Raw genomic sequence first — 4,536 nt, forward strand, 5'->3', positions numbered from 1 at the left:
GGCGGCGGTCCCGTGCCGACGATCGCCCTGTCGGTGCTCGCGGCGCTCGCGCTGGCGGCCCTCGTCGTCCCCTCGGGGCTGCGGGCCGGTCGCCGTCGCCGCCGCCTGTCGGCGTCGCCTCCCGACCTGGCCCTGCACGCCTGGCGCGAGGTGGTCGACACCGCTCGGGACCTCGGCGTCCCGGTGACGGCCGCGATGACCCCTCCGGCCGTCGCCGACCTGCTGGCGCAGCGACTCGCGGTTCTCGGCGACGGTGCCGCGGCGACGACGTCACACGCACCGTCCACCGGCCGGACGGCCACGGCCCGGGAGGCGCGGGCCGCGTCCGTCGCGCTGCTGGACGCCCTGCAGGCCGAGCGCTTCGGAGCCGAACCGGCCGCCCGACAGGTGCAGGCGGACGCGCGTCGGGTCATCGCCGGGCTCCGTGCCTCGTCGTCCGTGGGGCAGCGTCTCACCGCCACGATCGCGCCGCGATCACTCGTCAGGGGTACGGAGGCGGCGTCCGGCTCGACGGCGTAAACTCTTCGTTCGTGCCTCATTTCACCCAGACCCCCTACACCGTCCCGGTGTTCGACCTCGTGCACCGTCCGGGCGAGATGCGCGAGCACGAGCTCGACGTCGTCGTGCCCGAGAAACTCGGCGAGGGCCAGATCTCGGTGCCGAAGGGTGCCGAGATCGCTATCGACGTCAAGCTCGAGGGGCTGCACGACGGCATCCTGGTGTCCGCACACGTGTCGGGCACGGCGGTCGGCGAGTGCAGCCGGTGCCTCCGTGACATCTCCGAGCCCGTCGAAGTCGATTTCGCCGAGCTTTTCGCGTACGATGTCGACGAAGCTTTTGACTATCAGGTTCAAGACGATCACGTGGATCTTGAACCCGTGGTCAGAGACGCAGTGGTTCTGTCACTGCCCTTCCAGCCGGTCTGTCGGCCGGATTGTCCGGGCCTCGACCCCGAAACGGGCGAGCGCGTGGACGACATCCCCGACTACCAGCCCCGCGAGATCGCCGACCCCCGCTGGTCGGCACTGGCAGGGTTCCAGGCTGAATCGGCACCCGCCGACGGCACGTCACAGGGCACCGGTCACGACGACCAGCGCCCGGCCGACGAGCAGCACTGAACACCACCGCGTCACCCACCATCGTCAGACCCAGGCACCCGTGAGGGTGCCGACAGAGAGAAGAGAAACCCATGGCCGTCCCGAAGCGCAAGCAGTCACGCTCCAACACGCACGCTCGTCGTTCGCAGTGGAAGGCCACGCCGGTCCAGCTCGTCAAGACGATCGAGAACGGCAAGGTCACCTACAGCCTCCCGCACCGTGCCAAGGTCGTCGAGGACAGCGCCGGCACTGCCCTGTACATGGAGTACAAGGGCCGCAAGGTCGCCGACGTCTGATCACCGACGTGAACCCGTCCACCCTCGCGGTGAGCGCATGAGTCAGCCCGAGTCGAGCCCTGGTGCCGACCGGGCTGTTCTCTTGTCCCGACTGCAGATCGAGCTCAGCGACGACCTGATCGACCAGGCGCTGACCCACCGGTCGTACTCGTACGAGCACGGCGGCGTGGGCAACAACGAGCGCCTCGAGTTCCTCGGCGACTCGATCCTGGGCCAGGCCGTCACGGTCATGCTCTTCACCGAGAACCCCGACCTCGACGAGGGCGACCTCGCCAAACGTCGGGCCAGCCTGGTCAGCACCGTCGCCCTGGCCGAGGTGGCGCGGATCATCGGCCTCGGCCCGCACCTGCGCCTCGGTCGCGGCGAAGAGCTGACCGGTGGTCGCGACAAGCACTCGATCCTGGCCGACACGGTCGAGGCCATCATCGGGGCGACCTACCTCGAGGCCGGCGGTGAAGCCGCCACGGCGCTCGTGCTGCGTCTCGTGGCTCCTCTGCTGGTCGACCCGGATCGCTTCGGCGCCGCGATGGACCCCAAGACCAGCCTGCAAGAACTGGCAGCGACCCTCGGCCGGGGCATGCCCTCGTACTGGGTGACCGACAGCGGGCCCGACCACGACAAACGGTTCCACGCCGTCGTCGCCCTGGGCGACGACCAGGGAGTCGCCGAGGGGTCCGGCAGCAGCAAGAAGCAGGCCGAGATGGCCGCCGCCCTCGGGGCGTGGACGTCCCTCAACGCGTCGGCTGCCGGCGTCGCCGCCGCCCGTCGGGCCGCCGCCTCCGTCGACTGACCGTGCCCGAACTGCCTGAGGTCGAGGTCGTCCGTGCCGGTCTGCACCCGGTGGTGTCCGGCGCCGTGGTGACGGCCGTCAAGGTGCTCGACCAGCGGTCGCTCAAGCGACACCGTGGTCCGAGCGACGACTTCGTCGACCGGCTCGTCGGCGGCACGATCGATTCGGCCGTCCGCCGGGGCAAGTTCCTCTGGTTCCCCTTCGAACCGGTCGAGCGGCACGAGCAGCCCCTGGCCCTGGTCGCGCATCTCGGCATGAGCGGGCAGGTGTTGCTCCGCAGCCGGGATGCCGAGCCCGACCGTCTGATGCGCATCCGGCTCGACGTCGAGAGCCCGTCGCTCGGCCCCGTGCGGCTCGCCTTCGTCGACCAGCGCATCTTCGGCTCGATGGCCCTCGACGAGACGGTGCCCACCCTGGACGGGCGCGCGGCGGGGTTCGCCGGCCCGCGCCTCCTGGGTTCCGACGTCCTGGCCGCGGGGGAGGCCACACCCGGCACCACGACCGCCACCACGGCCGTCGGCACCGACGCCGACCCGGCCGCCTGGGTGCGCCGCGTCCCGCAGCAGGTCTCGCACATCGCGCGCGACCCGCTCGACCCCGCCTTCGACGAAGCGCGGGTGATCACCCGTCTGCTGGACCGCCGCACGGCGGTGAAGCGGGCGCTCCTCGACCAGGGTCTGCTGAGCGGGGTGGGCAACATCTACGCCGACGAGAGCCTCTGGGCCGCGCGGGTCCACCCCGAACAGCCCACCGAGTCGTTGTCGAGGGCTCGGGCGCGGGTGCTGCTGGCCGAGGTGCGGGTCGTGCTGCTCAAGGCCCTCGGCGAGGGGGGCACGAGCTTCGACGCCCAGTACGTCAACGTCAACGGCCAGTCGGGCTACTTCAGCCACAGCCTCGCGGCGTACGGGCAGCAGGGGCGTCCGTGCCCTCGGTGCGGCACGCTCATCGTGCGCGAGGCCTTCATGAACCGGTCGAGCCACTTCTGCCCCCGCTGCCAGCGAGTGCGCACGCGCTGAACCCCGACGGCCGGGGGCGTCCGCCTCCCCGGTCCGCGGGGCCTCCGCCCCTATCCTTGAGCGCGGGTCACCACCCGTCACGAGTCCCGAGGAGGCGCGGCGCATGTACCTGAAGAGCCTCACGCTCAAGGGCTTCAAGTCGTTCGCCTCCGCGACCACGTTCGCCTTCGAGCCGGGGGTCACCTGCGTCGTCGGCCCGAACGGTTCGGGCAAGAGCAACGTCGTCGACGCCCTCGCCTGGGTGATGGGCGAGCAGGGGGCGAAGAACCTGCGCGGCGGCAAGATGGAGGACGTCATCTTCGCCGGCACGTCGACCCGCGGTCCGCTCGGTCGGGCGCAGGTCGTGCTGACGATCGACAACTCCGACGGGGCCCTGCCCATCGACTACACCGAGGTGACGATCAGTCGGACGCTCTTCCGCAACGGGGGCAGCGAGTACGCCATCAACGGCGAGGGCTGTCGGCTGCTCGACGTGCAAGAGCTCCTCAGCGACTCCGGCCTCGGCCGCGAGATGCACGTCATCGTGGGGCAGGGGCAGCTCGACGCCGTGTTGCGCGCCACTCCCGAGGACCGCCGGGGATTCGTCGAGGAGGCCGCCGGCATCCTCAAGCACCGTCGTCGCAAGGAGAAGACCCTCCGCAAGCTCGAGGCCATGCAGACGAACCTCACGCGCCTCAGCGACCTCGCGGGCGAGATCCGCCGCCAGCTCAAGCCGCTCGGGCGCCAGGCCGAGATCGCCCGTGAGGCGCAGACCATCGCGGCGGTCGTCCGCGACGCCCGCGCCCGTCTGCTGGCCGACGAGGTCGTCGCCCTCCGCGAGTCGCTCACGGCCCGGTCGAGCAGCGAGGCCGAGCGCAAGAGCGAGCGCCTCGTCCTGCAGGGCCGCCTGGACGAGAACAAGCGGCGCGAGCACCGCCTCGAGCAGGCCATGGTCGGCGACGCCGTCGACGAGGCCCGCCGGGTGGTCTTCGGACTCGAATCGGTCCACGAGCGCCTGCGCAGCCTGTCGAGCCTCGCGCAGCAGCGACTCCAGCTGCTCGCCCAGCAGGGGGACCGACCCGCCGTGGCGACCACCGTCAGCTCGGGCATGGTCGCCGACGCCCGCGACGAGGCCGAGCGCCTGCGCGGCGACGTCTCGCAGGCCGAGGCGGCGGTGGGGCAGGCCGGGGCCGACCTGGCCACGGCCCGGGCCTCCCTCGACGCCCTCGACGTCGAGATCCAGGCCCAGAGCGTCCTCGTCTCGCAGCACGACCTCGAGGCGACCCGCCTGCGCGGCGCCCTCGAGGCGGCACGGTCGGGGCTCGCGGCCGTCCGGGGCGAGCAGCTGCGGCAGCGCG

At 71.7% G+C, this 4,536-nt stretch carries 5 protein-coding genes and 1 pseudogene; all 6 read left to right on the plus strand.

What is annotated here, in order from left to right; all coding sequences use genetic code 11:
* A pseudogene (locus tag IFT36_RS15290) lies at nt 1-519 on the plus strand (hypothetical protein); the annotation flags it as partial.
* Between the two features lie 11 nt (nt 520-530).
* The gene (locus tag IFT36_RS15295; protein WP_307785131.1) at nt 531-1,118 is read left to right on the plus strand and encodes a YceD family protein; all 588 of its coding nucleotides are present in this window, start codon (nt 531-533) and stop codon (nt 1,116-1,118) included.
* Nucleotides 1,119-1,189: 71 nt separating this feature from the next.
* Nucleotides 1,190-1,393 (plus strand): 50S ribosomal protein L32, encoded by a 204-nt coding sequence (gene rpmF / locus IFT36_RS15300; RefSeq protein ID WP_043593937.1) that lies wholly within the window; start codon nt 1,190-1,192, stop codon nt 1,391-1,393.
* Between the two features lie 37 nt (nt 1,394-1,430).
* Complete coding sequence (gene rnc / locus IFT36_RS15305) at nt 1,431-2,183, plus strand: ribonuclease III (protein WP_200413580.1); 753 nt, start codon at nt 1,431-1,433, stop codon at nt 2,181-2,183.
* Between the two features lie 2 nt (nt 2,184-2,185).
* On the plus strand, nt 2,186-3,199 hold the full coding sequence (locus IFT36_RS15310) for an Fpg/Nei family DNA glycosylase (protein ID WP_200413581.1): 1,014 nt from the start codon (nt 2,186-2,188) through the stop codon (nt 3,197-3,199).
* Between the two features lie 103 nt (nt 3,200-3,302).
* Nucleotides 3,303-4,536: chromosome segregation SMC family protein (locus tag IFT36_RS15315; RefSeq protein ID WP_200413582.1), on the plus strand; the 1,234-nt coding region annotated here is incomplete at its 3' end.

It is taken from the genome of Frigoribacterium sp. CFBP 13605 (assembly GCF_014839405.1).
Classification (GTDB): domain Bacteria; phylum Actinomycetota; class Actinomycetes; order Actinomycetales; family Microbacteriaceae; genus Frigoribacterium.

Bases quoted from the DNA above. Each gene is read 5' to 3' on its own strand.
- rpmF (WP_043593937.1), top strand. From the start codon at position 1,190: ATGGCCGTCCCGAAGCGCAAGCAGTCACGCTCCAACACGCACGCTCGT.
- rnc (WP_200413580.1), top strand. From the start codon at position 1,431: ATGAGTCAGCCCGAGTCGAGCCCTGGTGCCGACCGGGCTGTTCTCTTG.